Source organism: Rhizobium bangladeshense, assembly GCF_017357245.1.
Lineage (GTDB): Bacteria > Pseudomonadota > Alphaproteobacteria > Rhizobiales > Rhizobiaceae > Rhizobium > Rhizobium bangladeshense.
In genome coordinates this window covers 40718-59505 of the sequence record NZ_CP071613.1, presented here as the reverse complement: position 1 = coordinate 59505, position 18788 = coordinate 40718, and the positions used below count along the sequence as shown (strand labels likewise).

Genomic DNA, 18788 nt, shown 5'->3' with positions numbered 1-18788 from the left:
GAAAGACAATGAAACTTGCAATTGCTGGAGACAGCGCCGGCGAAGGCCTCGCAAAGATATTGGCCGATCACCTCAAGGATCGTTTCGACGTCGAAGAAGTGTCCCGCATCAATGACGGCCTCGATCCTTTCTACGCAAATCTCTCGGAGCGCGTCGCATCGGGGGTGATCGATGGTAGCTATGACAAGGCAATCCTAGTCTGCGGCACCGGCATCGGCGTCTGCATCTCGGCCAACAAGGTCCCCGGCATCCGGGCGGCCCTGACGCACGACACTTATTCTGCCGAACGGGCAGCGCTCTCCAACAATGCCCAGATCATCACGATGGGTGCGCGTGTCATCGGGCCTGAGCTTGCCAAAGCTATTGCCGATGCCTTTCTCGCCCACACCTTCGATGAGAACGGCCGCTCCGCCGGCAATGTCACGGCAATCAACGAACTGGACGCGAAGTACAATGCGCGCTGAGGAAAGTCCTTGCTGCAGGTTGCTGGAATAAGCTTGATCCTGCGGCCTTGGCCTGCCGCCACCATCGAGCGGACGGCACGAATTTATCCAATACAAGGATGCGGAAAGGCGTCCTGCCGCAATCGTCAAGATTTCATCCTGCTGCGCAAAATCAATACCGAGCGCAGGCCGGTCAGGTCTTGAGCCTCTTGCACGGAGCCATAATTACGTCATTCTGCTTTAAATCTGGTCAAGCCACTCGCAGATGCGGCGGCATATGACGGCACATGAGGGGAAGAAAATGGCAGCCAATCAGAAAATGATGTCACAGATGACCGGCAAGGACGGGTTCATCGCTGCGCTCGATCAGAGCGGAGGCTCTACTCCGGCTGCGTTGCGTCTCTACGGCATCTCCGATTCCGACTATAGTGGCGAAGACGACATGTTCCGTCTGATGCACAAGATGCGCGTGCGTATCATGACTGCGTCCTCGTTTTCGGGAAGCAAGGTGATCGGCGCAATCCTCTTCGAAAAAACCATGGATGGCGATGTCGGCGGGAGACCGGTCCCTGACTTTCTTTGGGAAGAGCGCAGTGTCGTGCCTTTCCTGAAAATCGACAAGGGTCTGGCGGCCGAAGAAAATGGCGTCCAAGTGATGAAGCCCATGCCCGACCTCGACAGCCTCCTGACACGCGCAGTGAAGAAGGGAATATTCGGGACGAAGATGCGGTCGGTGATCGCGCATGCCGATCGGTCTGGCATCGCTGCTGTCGTCAAGCAGCAGTTTGAGATCGCGCGACGGATCCTCGACTACGGTCTCGTCCCGATTATCGAGCCGGAGGTTCTCATCAAGAGCCCCACGAAGCAGGAGGCTGAGACGATCTTGCGGGATGAAATCGCCCAAGAGCTCGACAAATATACCTCGGGCGAGAAAGTTATGATCAAGCTTTCCCTTCCGACCGTGGCAAATTTCTACAAACCGTTGATCGACCATATATCGGTCGCCCGCGTCGTGGCTCTTTCGGGCGGCTATAGCTGCGCCGATGCTTGCGAGAAGCTCAGTCATAACGACGGCATGATCGCGAGCTTCTCCCGCGCGCTGGCGGAGGATCTTCGGGTAACCATGAGCGATGCGGAATTTGATGCAGGCCTCTCACGAGCGGTAGAGCAGATCTATAATGCCAGTGTGTTCAAGACCGCTGCAACTGCCTCGGGACAGAAGTTGGAAGCGACAGACAACTGACGAAGAACTCTCCGGAGCAAAGCCGCGGAAATTCGTGCGCGCCGATCAGGTAGAACATCTCGCATTGATCGGTTGCACTTGCTCGGACTTTGGGAGAGTTCACGATTGAAGGTGAGCCGCGGCGCATTGTGAGCTTCAGTTCACCGAAAGCATCGAGCGCGCCTTCAACTGTAGCAGAGCATGTCTCGTAAGCTTGACTGCCGGACGGGCTTTCGACCTCACTTTGAGCACATCCCGAGTTGGAAACGCGGTAGGGCTATTTCGTGGTGGTTGCAACGATCGCCGCGCTTTGCTCTTCCTTTTCCACCGATTCAAAAAGCCGGCTGGATGAAAGCTGCAGTGCGATCGCGAGGTGGCGCTCACTGTCTACTTGCGCGAAAATATGCTAGCCTCTTCTGCAATCCAGGGACGATTGATCGTTGCCCATGATGCAAGCACCAGTAGGAGCGGCGAGGGAGAGTGATGTGAAGCAGCGACAGGACCCGGCTCGAGCGCCGGCCACCGTTGCGTTCATAGATATTGCAGGATTCAGCGCCATCGCGGACGTGTATGGCGACGCGGCCGCGATTGACGTGCTTGAGGTATTCGAGCGCATGGTCCGTGATGCCCTCAGCGGCTATGAACCCCCGATAAAATGGATCGGCGACGAGGCAATGCTGTCGTTTCCTGAGCCCGATACAGCGATCCAGGTACTCGGGTCGCTGTTGCAGGCCTGCCGTAGAGAACCACGGCTACCGCTCACCCGGGCGGGGCTGAACCACGGGCCGGTCACCTGCAGAGCAGGCGATCTCTTTGGATCGACCGTCAACATCGCCGCACGAATAGCCGCGCTCGCGTCGCCCGGTCAATTGCTTGCCACTCAATCCGTTGCCGAGGCGGCTGTCGCCAGAGGCATCCTGGTGCGAGACCTCGGAATGGTGGCGCTCAGATCCGTGGCCGGAGAAATCCCTCTCTATGAGATAGAGCTTGCTCCGTCGGCTGACCCGGCCTGGATCGACCCGGTGTGCAAGATGCATGCACCGTATTCGTCCTATAGGCGGGCCGCCCCAGAGGGGCCGTGGTTTTGTTCGCCGCGCTGTGAGGAAGCATATCGACGGTCGCCGCAGACCTATGAGTCACCCAGGTGATCGTTGCGACTTCGGGGCAGAACGCCTGTCAACCCAGGTGTCCGCTGCGAAATCAGATCTGTCTGAAACTGGATGGATAACCCGCTTTCTCAATGGCCGTATTGATAGCGGCTGGATCCTTGGTCTCAACCTTCGCAGTCCTGGCCGCAAGATCGATGCTGGCGGAAGCTTCCGGGTCCGCCGTCTTGATCGCCTTCTCCACCGTGCTCGCGCAATGGCCGCAGGTCATGTTCTGGATTTCGAATTCGTACATGGTGGTCTCCAAATCGTCTAACTGACCCGATATGGGGTTTCCAACCATGGGAAGGTCAAGTGCGATCCTGCACAAAAGAGCTGCGCCGCTTCGACAGCTCTCGATAGAGCGCTTCCGGCGATACGCCGATATCGTTGGCCAGCGCCTTCCATTCTCCTTTCAACGGCAGTTCGCCGTCGTTCCATGCGAGCCAGGATTCAAGACGAGCGGCCACTGTCTTCAGGCTGGCGATCTCCGCGCGCTTCCTGATCTGCTGTAGCTGGTAGGAAAGATAGGACGCCCAGCCTTCGGCGAATTCCGGATCGCTGCGCAGGGCGCGTCTGATCGAATGGATCGGAACCGATGTTGCGTCCACGTCGGTGACGGCGACGGCGTCACAATGGTAGACGCTGGAGAAGACGGAAGCTTCCGCAAGGACCAGCTCCGCTGACGCCCGCTGCAGCACCGCAACGTTGCCGTCGGCCTGATGCCGAACGAGATGAACGACGCCGGACTCCACGAGATACAGGCTTCCCACCTCGTCGCCCTGGTTGAAGAGGTGCCGACCGGCGTCGAATGTTCTTCTTCCGCTCGAGAGGCTGCGGACTTGATCCAAGAGGATGTCGGACATGACTTCGATCATGTCCGACATCCGGGCGGTAAGCAATAGTGGTAGCCCCGTCCGCAATTGGAGCGCAATCGATGAAGTCCCTGCTTGTCAGCTTTACGTTCGCCATTCTCGCCACGCAGGCGTTGGCCCAAGGGCCGCACCACGCCACGTCGCCATACGCTCAGGAGGCGGGAAGGGAGATCAAGTCCTTGTCGGAAACGGACGTCGACGAATTGACAAGAGGGGGCGGGTGGGGTTTTGCGAAGGCGGCCGAGCTCAACGACTATCCGGGCCCCTCGCATGTGCTGCAGATGAAAGATCGGCTCGGACTGAGGGACGATCAGCTCCGCGAGGTGCAGAAAGCCTTCGACCTCATGCAGGCTCGGGCGTTGGAGGAGGGCAGGACCTTCGTCGAAGCCGAGCGGGCGCTCGACAACGCATTCAGGAATCGGACCATTACGGAATCCATGCTTCAAGACCTGATCGCCAAGGCCGAGGTGAGCCGATCGCGGCTGAGGTTCATTCACCTCGCGGCACATCTTGAGGTGACACGGGTTCTCGGCGCCGACCAAATCGCGGCCTACGGCAGGCATCGCGGTTATTCGAAATAGCCTGTGGAAATCCCGGTTGGAATTGACGTTCCCCACACCGACCTTGGCGAAGATTGCCGTGAGGGCAGCAAACCCCGCTGATCCATTGTCCGCGCTCTCAGAGGCTGACCTGTCGAGCGAGATCATGAATCCGCCGAGAAGACTGGTCGTGAGGAACAGGCGAAGCTCCTGCGGCAGACCGGAGCGCACCGTGACCGGCGCAACTCCGTGAGTTCACTGACGAACGCCTTGTCCGGGCGTTGATAAAACAACGTGACATCGCCAGGGGCGGGCCCTTTTCCTCTCAAGCGCTTGTGATAGGCTCAGTGCGAACGATCCGCATACTTACTCCCAGTGGTATAAGATGAGCTCCACGTACCTGCCCGCCGAGCGGCTCCAGCAGATCCTCGACAGTGCGGTGGACACCGGCATCATCATCCTTGATCCCGACGGCATTGTTATCAGCTGGAGCAAAGGGGCGAGCAATCTCCTTTGGAGTGAATGATGCTATCCTGCTCGAGATCTTTCCACCGTATATGGATGCAGCAGGCTTGCTTGCGGCGAACTCAACGATGCAAGGGCAAAGGTGGTGGCGGAGAGGCATCTTCCCGTGTGCAGTTATCTGGCAGTTCCCGTCGTTTCCCGCACCGGTGATGTGATCGGGGGATTGTTCTTCGGGTACGCCGCTATCGATTGTGCAGCGAGGAATCCGAAGGGGCTCCGGCTGTCGTTTTGGAGCTGGTGCGCGCTCAGTGGAAAGCTCTCATTCGTTACCTGGAGCGGCTCGTTGCCAGTCAACAGCATCACCGGCAAGGGCATCGACATCTTTGGATGCTGGCACTGGAATTACGATGTCCATGCAGACGAATTGTTGGAGCGGGTGCGCGACTCGAGGCCCCTCGTTGATAAGCAGATATGCGATCTCCAAGGTTGGCGCTGCATCTGCACTTCAGGAAACAGCAAATTGCGGGAAGGTCCTGCTTTACCCTGGCGGCGCCCCAAAAGGCTGAGCGCCGCCGACATCGGAGAGCGTTCGAGGTGTTACGGCCCGATAGGCTATTAGATTTGGGAGACTGATCATGACCTTCAGACTGGGTGGCTACGGGATCGATTACAACGGTGATCCCGAAGCCTACGCGCGAGAGCACGTCGAATTTGGCTACAATGCCGCGTATATGCCAAACATCAAACTTGAGAGCCGCGAAGAGATCGCTGCACTGGTAAAGGCATTCGCCACTGCAGATGTTGTCGTTGCCGAAGGCGGCGCATGGAAGAACCTCGTTGCTCACGATGAGGCGACGCGAAAAGCTAATCTGGAGTACGCCGTACATCAGCTAGCCCTCGGCGAGGAAATTGGGGCAGGCGCCGTTGTCGCATTCCACGGTACTGTCGGACATCCGGGGGATCCCTGGCAGTTGAGCGACAATTACGATTATGGTCCGCATCCGGACAATCAAAGCGAGGCTGGGTTCCAGCGAGCCGTCGACACCGCCCGCTATGTCATCGACATGGTGAAGCCGAAGCGTACCAAGTTCTGCCTGGAGATGGTTCCATGGCTGGTGACGGACACGCCAGAGAACTATCTGAAACTGCTAAAGGCGATCGACCGGCCTCAGTTCGGCGCACACATCGACGCTGCAAACATGGTCATAACACCCAGGTTGTATTTCAACACAGGCAAGATGATACGGGATTGCTTCGCCCTTCTCGGTCCTTGGGTCGTCTCATGCCACGCCAAGGACCTGGTGATGAAGGGAGGGCCGGGAACAATCTCCTTTCATCTGGATGAAGTCGTGCCTGGCGAAGGCAATCTGGATTACGATGCCTATGTAACTGAAATCGCCAAGCTGAAACGTGAGGTTCCCCTGATGCTGGAGCACTTTGATGTCCCGGGCTACCGTCGCGGTCTTGCACACATCAAGGCGGTGGCGCGCAGGGCCGGACTTATTGCGGGGTAGGGACGCACCACTCGGCATTTGGCTGACGAAAGGTCGTCAGTGCGTAATAGCCAAGCAGCCATGGTGTCTTGGTTGAACGCTAGGGGTGACGCTCGCCAAGGCCGACGCTACGCGGCCACTGACGGAGCTGATGGCCGACCGAGACGTTGAGGACGGTGGCGTCAGGCCTCGAGTCGACCGCCAGCTTAGATCTAGAATAGGATTGCTCCTGCGCAAGAGGGCTCCGGACGACGAACTACGACCGCCGGGCGTATAGCGATCGGTCGTTCGCCGGCGAGCTCAGAGAAAGGACTTCTGCGCCGACTCGACGACCGACTGCTCGGTGTACTCACCCCGACGCCTCAGTTCGGTCTGTGCACTGAAGCGGATGTCAGCATCCCGGTCTCGAGCAAACTCTTGCAGCGTTTCGTCCGTCAGCCGATCCCAGCCCTTTCCCCGATCCGGTCCCGATGGGACGCGAGGCAGGAGTCCAGGCTCGTTGCTCCAGCTCAGAAGCTGCAGAAGTGATGACGCGTTCAGGAGATCGCGAAGATGGTGCGCGGTCACATAGGCGTCCGGCATGGCGCGATGCGCTGGCAGGCCGATCTCATGGACGAGACCCGAAGGCATGCGTTGATACCGGAGCATCTGGTTGGAGAACCGCGGCAGATCCGGCCAGACCCGCATCGCGCACTTCCATGTGCAGATCCATGGTGTGCCGCCGGTGAATCTTGGTGTGCAATAGCGCTGCTCGAAGGCTGCTCGGTGGGCTGCGAGCGCGTCGATGCGGCCGGGTGGCCGAAGAATGCTTGCGGCAATCTCTTTCCAGAAGGGTGCGTCTGCGACCTGAACGTCGAGGATATGGTGGACCGCCATAGTGTCCGCCGAGATCGGATGGCCGGGATTTACTAGCAGCGCGCCGCGTTCGGCAGTGACCTCCCAGGTGCCATCGCTATCTTGGATGACGTCCTGCCATCCGATCTCGCAAACGTCGTTCGGGCCGTTACCGCCGGTCTCAAGATCGATAACGCGAACTCTAGGTCTAAAGGTCTCGATGGCGGTCACCTGCTATCCTGGATCACTGCTTCCATTATAAATCAAGATCGAGCCGCGGTTGTTCCTCCTTCCCATTGCCATGCCGGGCGACGATTGCAATCCGGTAAACCGGATCCCCGGAGGCCAACAATCATTTGTTTAAGGCGGTCTTGGACAAGCCTGCGAATGATGAAACATTGCAACGCGGAGTCGCCGCAATGCTCCGCGTCGCACTTGGGGTCGCCGCCATTCTTGGCAGCATCAGCGAGATCGGGACGCTTCCATTCACCTGCGTGGTCGAATGTTCGGCCAGAAAGAATATTTTCAGCTCATTACACTCGATTTATCCAGGCGTGCGGTCCTCTTCTGTCCGTTATCGTACCGACGATACAGTCTAAGCGCTTGTATTTACAAGAATTCGGGCGGGTGCTTTACCAAGCCTTAAATCAAATCCCTCAAATTTTAGGGGTCCGGAATGAAATCGGTCTTAGCTGTTCCCCAATGCAGATGAATATGCGCGAGGCGGGAGCATCCCGCACGCACTGGAGAGTATTTTGTTCGCATTCATTGCCAATCTTCGGACGATGGCTAAGCTCGTTATATCGTTCAGTCTGATCCTTCTGGTTGGACTTGCCGTCAACCTTATCAGCATGGGATCGTCCAGCACACAACAGGAAGCGACGGGCTGGACTGAGCATACGTACAAGGTTCTTCGGGCAGTCGATGAAATGATTGCGGGGATGGTCAATCAAGAGACTGGCTTGCGTGGTTATCTGCTGGCAGGCGACGAGCAGTTTCTCGATCCGCAAAAGGCGGGGGAAACTCAGTTCAGGGTAGCCTTTGAACTGACCAAGCGCTTAACGTCTGACAATGCCGCACAGCAGAAGAGGCTGGCGGACCTTCAAGTTCAGGTCGATGGTTGGACGAACGAGGTGATGAGCGAGGAAATCGCCTTGATGCGCGAGGCCACGACCATCGACCAAGCTCGCGACATGGAGATCTCTGGCGCTGGTAAGAAGTACATGGACTCCATCCGTGCGATCGCGAAAGAAATATCTGACGAAGAAGCCTCGCTGCTCGACGAGCGTGCAGCGGCTTCTGCGGCTGCAGCCAACCGCACTTTTTGGAGCATCGTCTTTGGTATTGCGGCCACCATCATCGTCATAGCAGTCTCACTGGTGCTGTTGTCTTCAACCTTGATCAGACCAATCCAAGCGATTACCGCATCTATGAAGAGACTTGCAGGTGGTGATGCTGACGCGCCAATTCCCTACGCAGGACGCGCCGATGAGATCGGCGAGATGGCAGCTGCGGTCGAAGTGTTCCGCACCAACGCATTGGAGAACCGGCGCCTTGAGCAGCAAGCGAACGCGCAGCGCAACGAGTCCGAAGAGCAGCGCCGCAGGACTGCCGAGCAGGAACGCATTCGCGCCGAGGCGATGTTTGAGGCGACATCCGGCTTGGCGGATGGCCTGAAGCAGCTTGCCGCCGGCAATCTCGCCTTCCAGCTCCCGAAGTCCTTTGCCGAGGAGTTTGAGAGCCTGCGTGCTGACTTCAATCAGGCCGTCGCCCAGCTGAGGGAGACGATGGCTTCAGTCTCGGAGGCGGCCGGCTCGATCGATTCCGGATCCCGTGAGATTGGCCAAAGCGCTGAGGATCTTTCGAAACGCACCGAGCAGCAGGCCGCCTCGCTCGAGGAAACGGCTGCGGCCCTCAACCAGATCACCATCAATGTGGCCAGTTCCACCAAACGTGCCGAAGAGGCCCGCAGCGTCGCGATACAGGCAAACGACAGCGCCCGCCAGTCTGGTGCGGTTGTCGCCAATGCGGTCGATGCCATGGGCAAGATCGAGCAATCCTCGAACCAGATCTCCAACATCATCGGCGTCATTGATGACATCGCCTTCCAGACCAACCTTTTGGCGCTCAATGCGGGGGTGGAAGCGGCGCGCGCAGGAGACGCGGGCAAGGGCTTTGCCGTGGTCGCTCAGGAAGTCCGTGAACTGGCCCAGCGTTCGGCCACTGCTGCCAAGGAGATCAAAGATCTGATCCGCAACTCATCTGTCGAGGTCGGAAATGGGGTCAAGCTCGTCAGCGACACAGGCGAAGCGCTGAGGACGATCGAAACATACATCGTCACCATCAACCAACATATGGACGCGATTGCCACCTCGTCGCGCGAGCAGTCGGTAGGGCTGTCCGAGGTCAATACTGCCGTCAATCAGATGGACCAGGTGACCCAGCAGAACGCCGCCATGGTCGAGGAAGCGAATGCCGCCGGAGCCACACTTGCAAATGAGGCGAGTCGACTGCGCGGCTTGATTGGACAGTTTCAGCTCGGTACCCAGACGGTTGATCCGCTCGCGTCGCAGCGGCGAACAAGCGCCTTCGCGAAAGCCGGAGTGACCCCAGCTCCCGTTGCCTCGCCTGTCCGCGGCATGATCGGCAAGGTCGCGAACGCATTCGCGGTGAAGGGGTCTGCGGCTGTCGCAGTGGCGAACGAAAGCTGGGAAGAGTTTTAAGTGGTAAATTTCAGGCGGGAGCTTGAGAGGTCCCGCCCGAGTATCACGGTTCCTGAAGAACCGCTTCGCAACTCGCGGCCGGCGCTCGAGTGGCCAAAGCCACCCAGGCGCGTCCGAGTGGCGTAGCACTGACCGGTCGGACAGGAGGCCGGCATCGTTCTCGGCCGGCAGGAGTGCCGGATCGATCTCTGGCAGCGACGTTACGAACTGCGGAGCGTCAATTTCCTGACCGAACCAGACCAGCCGACCAACTCGATCACACGGCGGTTCATGGTGATCGGTCGGCCGCGCGGATCGAACAGCGCGATACCCTCGTTCATGCTGCGGAAGGTGGAGCGGATGGTGCGGGCTTCCGCCTCTTGGTATTGCCTCCATCATTGAGGACGTCGAAAGAAAATCGGAGACTAAGTTCCATAAATAGTATTATGCCACTTTTTAAAGTAGGGGGCGGATTCCATTTTCAAATGCAGCTAGGAGAATAACCGCCATAGTTACAGGAGGATGGAATGGCCCGCTCTTTCGTGCAGTTGAGTTTGGACGAACGCGCAGATGCATGCGAGGAAGATCAGTCAGGCAGAGATCGCACGCACCCTCAGCCGTGACCGCTCGACGTTCTGCCGTGAGCGTCGTCGAAACTACTGGCATGATCGCGAAGTTCCTCTCGTCCAAGGTACTGGCATGTGACGGCTCGGCGCCGTCTGCAAGGATGCAGACGCGCCTTCAGGAACCATGGACCATTTGCGCGAGGACATCGAGAAGTCGACGAACCGCGATCAAAGGCGATGTTCGAGACCTGCGAGGGGGCGCTGAAACCAGCGCCTCCCAATCTGTCGTTGTGACGCTCAGTGGCTATCCGACAAGCGCATTGTCGGCGCGCTTGATCGCAAGGATGGTCGAGCGCGGCAATTTGCCTTCGCCGTCTGGAAAGGGCGCATCGGGGTGCTGAATGCCGACGAACATCGTCCGCTTATCCGCCGACCAGGTCATGCCGGTGACTTCCGAGCCTTTCGGGCCGGTCAGGAAACGTTCGATGCGGCCGGTCGCCGGGTCGCCGGCAAGCATCTGGTTGTTGCCCTGGCCGAGGAAGTCGCCTTCGTTGGTGTCTTCGCCGTCCGTCTGGATCCACAAGAGACCGGTCGAGTCGAACATCATGCCATCAGGCGAGTTGAACATGTTGCCGGAGTTGATGTTGGACGAGCCGGCATAGGCATCCTTGTGAACGTCGGGATTGCCGGCCATGACGAACAGATCCCACTTGAACTTGCCGCTGGCATGGTCCTCATTTTCCGGATACCAGCGCACGATCTGGCCGTAGGCGTTTTTCTCGCGGGGATTGGCACCGCCGACCGGCATTTCGTCGCCGCCGGCATTATTCTTCACGCCACGATTGGTGTTGTTCGTCAGCGCGCAATAGGCCTCGATGGCGACCGGGTTGATGGCGACCCACTCCGGACGGTCCATGGTCGTGGCACCGACCTTCGAGGCGGCCTGGCGGGTGAAGACGTGGATCTCGTCCATCTTCATGCCGGTCGTTTCCGGCGTCAGCGCCAGCCACTCACCATTGCCGTCATCAACAAACTTGGCGACGTAGAGCGTGCCTTCGTCGAGCAGTTTGGAGGTGTCGACGCCCGGCACGTAGATGCCGTTCGAAACGTATTTGTAGAGGAACTCGCCACGTTCGTCGTCACCCATGTAGACGACCACGCGACCATTGCGGGCAATCACGACAGCGGCGTTCTCGTGCTTGATGCGGCCGAGCGCGGTGCGCTTGATCGGGGTGGACGTGGCATTGGACGGATCTATTTCCACGACATAACCGGCGCGCCGGGGTTCGTTCGGGTTTTTCGACACGTCAAAACGGGGATCGAAGACCTCATAGCCATACCGGGTTTCGGCTGCGATGCCGTAGCGCTTGAAGTCGTCGGGCATGGCAAAGTTCGGATCGGACGAGCCAAAATATCCGTTGAAGTTTTCCTCGCAGGTGAGATAGGTGCCCCACGGCGTCTTGCCGGCGCCGCAGTTGTTGAAGGTCCCAAGACAGTCGGTGCCGTTCGGATCGGCTTCGGTCTTGATAAGATCGGAACCGGCGGCCGGACCGGAGATCTTCATCGGGGTCAGATGGGTGATGCGGCGATTGAACGGGCTGTCGACCACGATTTCCCAGCCCTTTTCGCCTTCGGCGACTTCCATGACGGTGACACCCTGCAGGTTCTGTAGGATCTTCACATCGTCGGCGCTCTTCGGCATGCCCTTTTCATTGTGCGGAAGATTGATTTCGTTGTTTACATATTCATGGTTGACGGCGATGACCTGACGGTCGCCGATCACGAACAGTTCCATGCCGTCGGTGTTCTCGCCGAAGACCTTGTCGGAGTTTTCGACGCTTACGCCGTTGGCAGGATCGAGATCCGGGATATTGGAAAACAGCGGCTGGCCCCACTTCGCGAGCGGCTTCCAGGCATAACCTTCCGGGACATGCACGGTGTTGTCGGTGAAGACAGGGATCGGCTTGAACGCGAAGCGCGAATCGGTGTCCTGCGCCTGCGCCGAGGTGGAGGACATCAGATTGCCGAGCGTCCCCATTGCGGCGGCAGCTGAACCGACGGCTAGGATGCCACCGAGGAAACCGCGGCGTGAAACAGCCGATTCGACGACGCGGTCGAAATCGGTTTCGGCCGGCGGTGGGTTTTGCAGTTCGTCCCATTCGTCCCAGGACAATTTGCTGGTGTCGATATTAGCCATGGTGCTTCTCCTTTGTTGTTTCTTGGAACAATTCCGACAGCGGCTTTATCTTTGTAAGATCACAACCGGATGATGAACGAGTGACCGTCGGCATGAGGTGGGTGAAGCTGTCTCTGGAGCGTCATTCTCTGCAAAAGGCCAACTCCAACCAACTTTCCGCCTCCGAAATGCAAGCCGGAAGATGATCACGGTGGACGGGGATCTGCTTGCCCATTGTCAGGAAACGGCGCTCGATGCAGCCACACGAACCACCCTGTAGCTGGCCAGGTTGCCTGTTCTCTGAACGTCGCTAACTATTCCAGCGTCAGAGCCCTAAGCCTTCTCCGCGTCACCAATGTCCTTGATGTGGTGCTGCAGGCTCATCCGATCCAACGAAGCAAATGGCAGGTTGATAAAGATGTTCAGGCGCCTCTCCAACCCGGTCAGGACCTGCATAAAGGCCTGCTTGCGTTGCCAAGCCTCGTCTTCGACAAGGATCGGGTCAGGACAGCGCCAATGCCCGGTGATCGGCAGGCCCGGCCATTCCGGAAGCGCTTCGCCGGCGGCGGTATCACTGAGGGTGAAGACAAAATCCAGGTCGGTCGCCCCAGCATCCGCAAAATCCCGGAAATGCCGAGGCTTGATGTCTTCAATCGGGTAGTCTTCGTTCCGAAGCAGCTGCAGGACGGTGGGCTCGATCACCGGCGCCGGATCGACAGCAGCGCTGAAGGCTTTGAATCGTCCCTTGCCGATCTTGTTCAGGATTGCTTCAGCCATCACGCTACGTGCGGAATTGCGCCGTGATAGAAAGAGCACGCGATAGATTCCGTCCTGCATCAATCCCCCTCGGATAGCGATATCGGAAATCGATAGAGCTATGCCAAGGTTCGGTGACAGTTTTATGAAGCGGAACGACTGTGGCCTCCCCGACGACAAGGGCAGGCAAAGCAGTCCAAAATCCTGCCGGTGTCCGACGCTCAAAAACGGCCTCGCGTTTGAGACCATGGGAGACGGACGACTGCTTCGCCGATCCATTTACCCGACTATGACGTGCGGCACGAAACGCGATAGATTTGCGGTTATACGCGAGCGGTCCTCGCGGACGGCAAGGCCGCAGGCACGGTCGCCGGCGATCCAGCTGCCAAGCACGGCAAAACCGCTGTCGCTTTCGAAAAGCGGTGCATAGGCCTGAACGATGAACCCTTCGTCGCCATAATCGCCGGGCGCGGAAATCAGCTCCCTCCCCTCTCGAAATATCGTCACGTTCTCGCCTTCTCTCGACAAGAGTGGTTTGCGCACGTAGTCGGTCAGGGTCGAAGCGGCCGGGTCATCGTGGAAATAACTCGGCAGCAGGTTCGGGTGATTAGGGTGGCGCCGCCAGAGCAGCGGCAGAAGCCCTTTGTTGGAGAGCACGGACTTCCAGGCGGGCTCAACGAAAACATCGCCGGAGCGCGCCAGTTCGCGAGCGAAGGGCTCGCGCAGCATGAATTCCCATGGGTACAGCTTGAAGCAACGGTCGATCACCCGATCCTTGAGGTCGGTGTAGCGACCCTGCGCATCGATGCCGATCTCCCGAATGTCCAGAAGCTCGACGCGATGGCCCGCCTGCACCGCACAATCCATGAGGTAGACCGTCGTGCCTCGATCCTCCTCATTGTCGGTTATCGCGGCGAAGTGGAAGATTGACTCCTTGGGAAATTGGTCGAACGCCTCGACAAGGCTTTCCTGCAGGAAATTATACTGGTCCGAATCTTTGGGCAGAACACCCAAAGCAACCTGATCGGTCAGCCAGTTGAACTGGAAATAGGCCGTCTCGAATACCGAGGTGGGGGTATCGGCGTTGTATTCGAGCAACTTGGCCGGGCCGTTGCCGTCATAAGCAAGATCAAAACGGCCATAGAGGTGCCGGTCGCGGCGCTGCCAAGATCGCTGCACCACATCCCGCAGATCCTCCGGAATGGCCAGCCTGTCGAGCGACTCTTCGCTGCTGACGATCTCGCCGACCAGATCCATGCACATATCATGCAGTTCCTGGCTCGGCTCCTCGATCTGCATCTCGATCTCATCGAGCGTGAACGTATAAGCGGCATCATCGAGCCAATAGGGCTCGCCATACATGACGTGAAATCCGAAGCCGACGGCCCGCGCCTTGTCACGCCAGTCAGGACGCGCCGGAAGGGTGATGCGATTCATGTCAGCCGCCGAAACTGAAGGACGAACGGCCGCCGAAGCCTTGCCGGGCAACGGTGCGGGTATTGACGTTGACCGGCTTGACACTCTGGCGCGAGGGCACCGTCACGCTGTCGCTGCCCGAACGAACGGTGGTTGTGACCGTCTGCCCCGAGCGGTTGCGATAGATAGGCGTCGAGCCGTAATAGGAACCACTCGCCTCCTGGCGCCGGCGATAGTCGTAATAGTCGCTGATATTGTTGAGTGCCGAAGACAGCACGTAGCCTGCCAGGAACGGCACGAAGAAGTTGCCGCCTCCGCCGCCATTGTTGGTGACAGTGTTGGCCGGCTGTTCGGTGCACTGGCCCTTGCCGTATTCGGCCTCGCAGGCGGCCATGCCATTGAAACGCGGCGCTGCGGCGAGATGGGCGCGCATGGCATCCTGATAGCCGGTCTGGCAGACCTGCCGATCCATGCCAGCGGCCACGCATTGGTCGACGGAAGTGAACATTATATCCGAAGGAGCCTCCTCGCCGCAGCCGGACAGCGCCAGGGTTGAGGCAGCGATGGTGCCAAGGGCCAGGAAAGGTCGCCTGTGCCCGCTCATGCGTCTGCGCATCTTTCCCTCCCTCAATAGGTCATGCAGGCGGCGTTGAGAATACCGACGACGAGCGCGATTCCGCCGCCCCATATACCGGCAGCGATGTCGTCGGCAGTGATCTTGTCATGCAGATCTTTCATGGTGAAGTTTGCTATGTAGAAAGCGAGGATCTGCGCCAGAGTGCCTATCACCGCCCAAATGATATAGTCGACGATGCTGACCGAATTGGCTGCGGCCGAAGCCAGAGGCAGGCTGAAGCCGACAAGTGCGCCTAAGAAAGCCGTGACGGCCGCAAGATTGCCGGCGCGAATAAGCTGAACCTCCTTTTGCGGGGTCAACCAGGTATAGATCACCGCGAAAACCGCGTATGCGGCAAGACCGACGGCGAAATAACCGAGGAAAGCAGGCAGCCCCGCCACGTAGTCGAGCATCGAAAAAGTCCTCCATTGAAATCGACAAGTCTCTCAGACGCGACGAACGTCGGCCGGAGCCAATCCATAACCGATCAGAAATTCCACCGAGCTGCCCGCCTGCCTCTGTCCGAGATCGAGGTCGCGCTCGACGTTGATCAGAAGCATCTCCCGCGTCGAGCCAAGTGGGCGGTAATACAACATGCAGGTCTGATGGATGGAGCGCTGCGCCTCACCATCGTCGACCTTTTCGACAAATTCCACTAGTTGCGCCCGTTCCGGCCCGTCGCCCCAGAATCGGTTATAGAGGATCCCATCAGCATCATAAGATGGCTGGCCGATCAGGCCATTCGGCCCGGTCCAGCGGTTCCATTCGCTTTGGCTGACGGGCACGACGCTGTCCCAAGGCTGATAAAAGCTGATGTCGTCGATCGCTTCACCCGGCTTGCCCGCCGCCGACATCACCTGAATCATCCGGTTCTCTTCATCATAATAGCGCGACAGAACGGTTGCGGCATCGAGTGAAACCTCACCGTAGCCGGCGATGATGAACGGCCCGCTTCGAGGCAGCGGCATGGCCGGCTCACCGCCCAAAGCATAGGCTTCGAGGGAGAGGAAATCGATCTCGAGCGCCCCGCCTATGGCCGCGCTCAGCGGGCCAAGCTCTTCGGCCAAGGGCTTCTCATTCTTGTTTCCGCCGAACCAGCCGATCATGTCACGTCTCCCAATCGAGCCCAGGCAATGACAGCGGGATCTAGCCGCATTCCGCTGATGTAGTAAAGGGTCTCGCCGCCCTGCATCAGCGTCTCGTCCCGGCAATTGAGGTCCGTTACGCCGTGGCTCAGCATGCCTACGAGCGTTACATTATGCCGACGCTTGAGGCTTAAAAACACGTCGCCATAGGACAGGGGCGTTTCCAAGGGCGGCACCGCCAGGGAAAAGGCCGTGTCAGTGGATGCGGCCGATAACAACCGTGCGGCTATTTCCGAAGAGCCCGGATCCCGTGCGGAGCGCGACAGAAGCTCCTCGGCGAGCGAACCCACAGCCTCGACACGCGGCCGACGCTGCTTGACCATCTGCGCTGTGCGATCATCGGCGAAATAGGCTACGATATGGGCATTGGGCGCCTGATCCTCGGCAATCAGGACGGCGGCCAGCGTTTCATCGTCATTTGCTCCGCGCGCTATGATCGCACGCGCCTTGGCCACTCCGGCCCGCAGCAAAGCGTCGGCATCGGCCAGCCGCTCCGTTCTGATATAGTCGGCATAATTGCTGGCGGGATTTTCCGGCAGGTCCTTGGCGACCAGAACGGTCATCGGTTCGTTGGCATGCCGCTCGGAATGCAGCAGCCGCAGCGTTTGGTATGTCTGCCCCTCCTGCCAGCCCAAAACGATGATATGACCGGTACGTTCGCTGTAATCACCCAGTCCGCGCATGCGATTCCTCCAGATCGTACCGATAGCCGTCAACAACTTGCCAAGAACAGCGGTAAAGATGGCAATGCCACCAGGCAGGACGACCAGAACGGTGATGATGCGGCCGAGTCCTGATTTCGGGGAAAGATCGCCATAGCCGACAGTCGTTGCCGTAACCATATAGTAATAGAGAAAATCGACCGGGCTGCCGACGAGATCGTCCTCGCCGGCCAGCAAAAAGAGCAGGTAGGAAGCAACCAGATGGGCAACAAGGATAAGCAGAAGGGCTGACCACGCCAATTCGCTGAGCGACAGATATACACGCCGCAGTAATGAAGCGATAAATGGCAAGCGATTCCCCCCGTTCTAAGCTGTAGCCTACCGGAATTTATTTCGCGCGCCAGACCTTTAAGTTGTAATCCGACTACCCAGATATTTGCGACGCCAACCGATGGAGGACCTTTTGGAGACCTGGAACCTTACGACTTTAACGCGCCTATTCGCGGCCGATCCGGAAGCGCTGGGCGATGTTGATGTAGCCGTACCCGAACATGGAGACGTCATCTGCGTAACCCTTAAGGAAAGAGGCGATCTGGACGTCTTCGTCACGGTGAGCGGAGAGCGCGATATTCTCGTCAGCGTTGTCCTTGCACCATGCAAAGACGTGCCCAACCGGGAAGCCTTCGAACGGATGGTTCTCAAGACGCACAAGTTCGTGCCGCTGTCGAGCTTCGGCATCACCACGATTGATGGCGAGGAATGGTATGAATTGTTCGGCTCGCTGTCGGCGCGCTCGTCGGGCGAGACCGTGGTCGAGGAAGTCGCCATACTGGCTGCCAATGCGGTCGATGCGGCGCACATGATTGAAGAATGGAAAAGCGGGGAGATTGCAGCGTGAGCACCTGGGGAAAGATTTTTACCGCCATTCGCGGCGGCATTAACGAGGCAGCGGAAGCGGCCGCCGACAGCCAGTCGATGCGCATCCTCGACCAAGAAATCCGCGATGCCGAACAGTCGCTGCGCCGGGCGCGCTCCGATTTGGCCGGCATCATGGCGTCGAACAAGAGCGTCATGCGCCGGCTCGAAGAAAACCGTGCGAAGGAAGCCAAGGACACCGACAGCGCCCGGGCGGCGATCTCAGCGGGCCGCACGGATCTCGCGCAGGGTCTCGCGCAGCGCATTGCCAACAGTCGCGCCGAAATGCAGCGAGACCAGGACGAACTCGATCGGCTGCTGCCTCGCCAGCAGCAGATGCTGCGCACGATCCAGGAGACCGAATCGCGTATCGCGCAGATGAAGCGCGAGGTGGAGAATGTCAAAGCCAATGAGTCGCTGCTGCGGGCTCAGTCGGCGATTGCCCATAGCCAGTCGGGCATCAACACCCGTCTCGGCAGCGCCGTCCAAAGTCTCGAACGCATCAAGAAGCGCCAGGAAATCACCGCCGGCCGCATCGAAGCCGGCGCTGAACTGGCAGCGCTGGAAAACGGCAGCGATCTCGATCGTCAGCTGCGCGAGGCCGGCATTGGCAGTTCGAGTGAATCGGCCGACGACATCCTTGCACAGCTGATGATACCGAGGCATTCCGCCGACCCGGTCTTGCTGCCAGCGCCCGCCGGCAACAAAGACTGAAAATTCCCGGAGCGGCGGCCCGTCGACAAATTTATTCCTGAAGACGGAGCGGCCGCACGAGGAACTTCGCTGGATCTCGCAAAGGCGAAGATCTCTTTCGTCAC

Annotated in this window: 19 protein-coding genes and 1 pseudogene; 9 read left to right on the top strand and 11 right to left on the bottom strand. The window is 58.8% G+C overall.

All coding sequences use genetic code 11. From position 1 onward, the window contains the following. Positions 1-8 precede the first annotated feature (8 nt). The 3 genes from derI to J2J98_RS21250 all read left to right on the top strand — a co-directional run bounded on the left by derI (position 9) and on the right by J2J98_RS21250 (position 2813). Complete coding sequence (derI, locus tag J2J98_RS21260; RefSeq protein WP_207603376.1) at positions 9-464, top strand: D-erythrulose-4-phosphate isomerase; 456 nt, start codon at positions 9-11, stop codon at positions 462-464. Between the two features lie 280 nt (positions 465-744). Further along, positions 745-1686, top strand: a complete 942-nt coding sequence (locus J2J98_RS21255; RefSeq protein ID WP_207603375.1) for a fructose bisphosphate aldolase — start codon at positions 745-747, stop codon at positions 1684-1686. Between the two features lie 464 nt (positions 1687-2150). After that, positions 2151-2813, top strand: coding sequence for an adenylate/guanylate cyclase domain-containing protein (locus tag J2J98_RS21250; protein ID WP_207603374.1), 663 nt, complete (start codon positions 2151-2153; stop codon positions 2811-2813). Positions 2814-2865: 52 nt separating this feature from the next. On the opposite strand, the gene J2J98_RS21245 is transcribed toward J2J98_RS21250, so the two are convergent. Together J2J98_RS21245 and J2J98_RS21240 are read right to left on the bottom strand one after the other, a co-directional pair. Continuing rightward, positions 2866-3066, bottom strand: a complete 201-nt coding sequence (locus J2J98_RS21245; RefSeq protein WP_138397230.1) for a heavy-metal-associated domain-containing protein — start codon at positions 3064-3066, stop codon at positions 2866-2868. A gap of 55 nt (positions 3067-3121) precedes the next feature. After that, a complete protein-coding gene (locus tag J2J98_RS21240) occupies positions 3122-3688 on the bottom strand; it encodes a Crp/Fnr family transcriptional regulator (protein WP_207603373.1) in 567 nt (188 codons plus the stop codon). 59 nt (positions 3689-3747) lie between these two features. Here J2J98_RS21240 and J2J98_RS21235 point away from each other — a divergent pair, with 59 nt between their 5' ends. The 3 genes from J2J98_RS21235 to J2J98_RS21225 all read left to right on the top strand — a co-directional run bounded on the left by J2J98_RS21235 (position 3748) and on the right by J2J98_RS21225 (position 6203). Beyond that, on the top strand, positions 3748-4266 hold the full coding sequence (locus J2J98_RS21235) for a hypothetical protein (protein ID WP_246569442.1): 519 nt from the start codon (positions 3748-3750) through the stop codon (positions 4264-4266). 343 nt (positions 4267-4609) lie between these two features. After that, the gene (locus J2J98_RS21230; protein WP_167358991.1) at positions 4610-4750 is read left to right on the top strand and encodes a hypothetical protein; all 141 of its coding nucleotides are present in this window, start codon (positions 4610-4612) and stop codon (positions 4748-4750) included. A gap of 574 nt (positions 4751-5324) precedes the next feature. Next, positions 5325-6203, top strand: a complete 879-nt coding sequence (locus J2J98_RS21225; protein WP_207603372.1) for a sugar phosphate isomerase/epimerase family protein — start codon at positions 5325-5327, stop codon at positions 6201-6203. 279 nt (positions 6204-6482) lie between these two features. Here J2J98_RS21225 and J2J98_RS21220 read toward each other — a convergent pair whose 3' ends face one another. Further along, positions 6483-7247 carry a DNA polymerase III subunit epsilon gene (locus J2J98_RS21220; RefSeq protein ID WP_207603371.1) on the bottom strand — a complete coding sequence of 255 codons (765 nt, stop codon included), beginning with the start codon at positions 7245-7247 and terminating at the stop codon, positions 6483-6485. Positions 7248-7801: 554 nt separating this feature from the next. Here J2J98_RS21220 and J2J98_RS21215 point away from each other — a divergent pair. Continuing rightward, positions 7802-9739 (top strand): methyl-accepting chemotaxis protein, encoded by a 1938-nt coding sequence (locus tag J2J98_RS21215; protein WP_207603499.1) that lies wholly within the window; start codon positions 7802-7804, stop codon positions 9737-9739. Positions 9740-9856: 117 nt separating this feature from the next. Here the strand turns inward: J2J98_RS21215 and J2J98_RS21210 are convergent. The 8 genes and pseudogenes from J2J98_RS21210 to J2J98_RS21175 form a co-directional block, all read right to left on the bottom strand. Further along, positions 9857-10110, bottom strand: a pseudogene (locus tag J2J98_RS21210) (PAS domain-containing protein); the annotation flags it as partial. A gap of 478 nt (positions 10111-10588) precedes the next feature. Next, a complete protein-coding gene (locus J2J98_RS21205; RefSeq protein WP_207603370.1) occupies positions 10589-12481 on the bottom strand; it encodes a PhoX family protein in 1893 nt (630 codons plus the stop codon). Positions 12482-12793: 312 nt separating this feature from the next. Further along, on the bottom strand, positions 12794-13297 hold the full coding sequence (locus J2J98_RS21200; protein ID WP_138396940.1) for an arsenate reductase/protein-tyrosine-phosphatase family protein: 504 nt from the start codon (positions 13295-13297) through the stop codon (positions 12794-12796). A 198-nt stretch (positions 13298-13495) separates the two neighbouring features. Continuing rightward, positions 13496-14653 carry a glutathionylspermidine synthase family protein gene (locus J2J98_RS21195; RefSeq protein WP_207603369.1) on the bottom strand — a complete coding sequence of 386 codons (1158 nt, stop codon included), beginning with the start codon at positions 14651-14653 and terminating at the stop codon, positions 13496-13498. A 1-nt stretch (position 14654) separates the two neighbouring features. Next, complete coding sequence (locus tag J2J98_RS21190; protein WP_207603368.1) at positions 14655-15248, bottom strand: DUF1190 domain-containing protein; 594 nt, start codon at positions 15246-15248, stop codon at positions 14655-14657. A gap of 11 nt (positions 15249-15259) precedes the next feature. Then, positions 15260-15661, bottom strand: coding sequence for a DUF350 domain-containing protein (locus tag J2J98_RS21185; protein ID WP_138396937.1), 402 nt, complete (start codon positions 15659-15661; stop codon positions 15260-15262). Positions 15662-15694: 33 nt separating this feature from the next. Continuing rightward, on the bottom strand, positions 15695-16354 hold the full coding sequence (locus J2J98_RS21180; protein ID WP_207603367.1) for a DUF2491 family protein: 660 nt from the start codon (positions 16352-16354) through the stop codon (positions 15695-15697). Beyond that, positions 16351-17406, bottom strand: a complete 1056-nt coding sequence (locus tag J2J98_RS21175; protein ID WP_138396935.1) for an ion channel — start codon at positions 17404-17406, stop codon at positions 16351-16353. Before J2J98_RS21175 ends, J2J98_RS21180 begins: the two co-directional genes overlap by 4 nt. A 100-nt stretch (positions 17407-17506) precedes the next feature. Here J2J98_RS21175 and J2J98_RS21170 point away from each other — a divergent pair, with 100 nt between their 5' ends. Continuing rightward, positions 17507-17953 carry a YjfI family protein gene (locus tag J2J98_RS21170; RefSeq protein ID WP_138396934.1) on the top strand — a complete coding sequence of 149 codons (447 nt, stop codon included), beginning with the start codon at positions 17507-17509 and terminating at the stop codon, positions 17951-17953. After that, entirely contained in the window at positions 17950-18684 is a 735-nt protein-coding gene (locus J2J98_RS21165; RefSeq protein WP_138396933.1) for a PspA/IM30 family protein, read from the top strand. Before J2J98_RS21170 ends, J2J98_RS21165 begins: the two co-directional genes overlap by 4 nt. Positions 18685-18788: the final 104 nt, after the last annotated feature.

Bases quoted from the DNA above. Each gene is read 5' to 3' on its own strand.
- J2J98_RS21235 (WP_246569442.1), top strand. From the start codon at position 3,748: ATGAAGTCCCTGCTTGTCAGCTTTACGTTCGCCATTCTCGCCACGCAG.
- J2J98_RS21215 (WP_207603499.1), top strand. From the start codon at position 7,802: ATGGCTAAGCTCGTTATATCGTTCAGTCTGATCCTTCTGGTTGGACTT.
- J2J98_RS21180 (WP_207603367.1), bottom strand. From the start codon at position 16,354: ATGATCGGCTGGTTCGGCGGAAACAAGAATGAGAAGCCCTTGGCCGAA.
- J2J98_RS21190 (WP_207603368.1), bottom strand. From the start codon at position 15,248: ATGCGCAGACGCATGAGCGGGCACAGGCGACCTTTCCTGGCCCTTGGC.
- J2J98_RS21195 (WP_207603369.1), bottom strand. From the start codon at position 14,653: ATGAATCGCATCACCCTTCCGGCGCGTCCTGACTGGCGTGACAAGGCG.
- J2J98_RS21245 (WP_138397230.1), bottom strand. From the start codon at position 3,066: ATGTACGAATTCGAAATCCAGAACATGACCTGCGGCCATTGCGCGAGC.
- J2J98_RS21240 (WP_207603373.1), bottom strand. From the start codon at position 3,688: ATGATCGAAGTCATGTCCGACATCCTCTTGGATCAAGTCCGCAGCCTC.
- J2J98_RS21170 (WP_138396934.1), top strand. From the start codon at position 17,507: ATGGAGGACCTTTTGGAGACCTGGAACCTTACGACTTTAACGCGCCTA.
- J2J98_RS21200 (WP_138396940.1), bottom strand. From the start codon at position 13,297: ATGCAGGACGGAATCTATCGCGTGCTCTTTCTATCACGGCGCAATTCC.
- J2J98_RS21255 (WP_207603375.1), top strand. From the start codon at position 745: ATGGCAGCCAATCAGAAAATGATGTCACAGATGACCGGCAAGGACGGG.
- J2J98_RS21185 (WP_138396937.1), bottom strand. From the start codon at position 15,661: ATGCTCGACTACGTGGCGGGGCTGCCTGCTTTCCTCGGTTATTTCGCC.
- J2J98_RS21230 (WP_167358991.1), top strand. From the start codon at position 4,610: ATGAGCTCCACGTACCTGCCCGCCGAGCGGCTCCAGCAGATCCTCGAC.
- J2J98_RS21205 (WP_207603370.1), bottom strand. From the start codon at position 12,481: ATGGCTAATATCGACACCAGCAAATTGTCCTGGGACGAATGGGACGAA.
- derI (WP_207603376.1), top strand. From the start codon at position 9: ATGAAACTTGCAATTGCTGGAGACAGCGCCGGCGAAGGCCTCGCAAAG.
- J2J98_RS21225 (WP_207603372.1), top strand. From the start codon at position 5,325: ATGACCTTCAGACTGGGTGGCTACGGGATCGATTACAACGGTGATCCC.